This is a genomic window from Bacillus sp. Cr_A10 (assembly GCF_029222665.1).
In the GTDB taxonomy this organism is placed as follows: domain Bacteria; phylum Bacillota; class Bacilli; order Bacillales_A; family Planococcaceae; genus Psychrobacillus.
Genome location: NZ_JARHXR010000018.1, coordinates 1 through 671, shown reverse-complemented (window position 1 = coordinate 671; position 671 = coordinate 1). Strand labels below are relative to the sequence as shown.

At 38.2% G+C, this 671-nt stretch carries 1 protein-coding gene; it reads right to left on the bottom strand.

Annotated elements, in window-relative coordinates; translation table 11 throughout:
• Positions 1-113 precede the first annotated feature (113 nt).
• Positions 114-641 (bottom strand): helix-turn-helix domain-containing protein, encoded by a 528-nt coding sequence (locus tag P2Q73_RS16240; protein ID WP_275789108.1) that lies wholly within the window; start codon positions 639-641, stop codon positions 114-116.
• Positions 642-671: the final 30 nt, after the last annotated feature.

The following is a 671-nucleotide window of genomic DNA, read 5'->3' as shown; positions in this document are numbered from 1 at the left end:
TTCATATTTATCGACTTGATCCAATCGTTTTTCCCAGTAGTAATAAGTACTGCGTGGAATGTCAGCGACCTCAACTAAATCCACGACCTCATATTGTCCCTTTAGTTCAAAAATTACTTGCGCTTTGATTTTGTTTGTAATTTTTCCTGCGTCTGAACTAAAGCGTTTAACTTTTTTAAATAAGCATTTTCCATTTCTAAACGCTCGACTTTCGCTTGTAGAGCTTCGACTGAGTCTTCTGCGGGAGTGGATGTTGGTGATATAATTTTCTTCGTTTCTTTTTTCATGGATGGACGCCCCTTTTTCTTTGGTTCAAGCGCGTCCATTCCTTTTGTCTTAAGCAACTGCTCCCACTTATACACGGTACTAGGGGAAGAAATATTAAATGTGCTTGCGGTTTCTCGAAGAGACGCACCAGTTTTGATCATAAAATTGAGTACGTCTAGTTTAAACGCTGATGAGTAACTTGTATAGTCGTCTTTCTGAAAACCATGTTCACCTTGTGCTTCAAATAGTTTTACCCAGGTAATGACCTGAGATTTAGCTGCGCCAATGCTTTCTGCAATAGTTTTATAGCTTTGGTTTCCAGTTAAATAGCGTTCCACCGCTTCTAATTTAACTTCTACTGTATATTTAGACATAAAAACACCCCGTAAATGTTAGTTAATGTC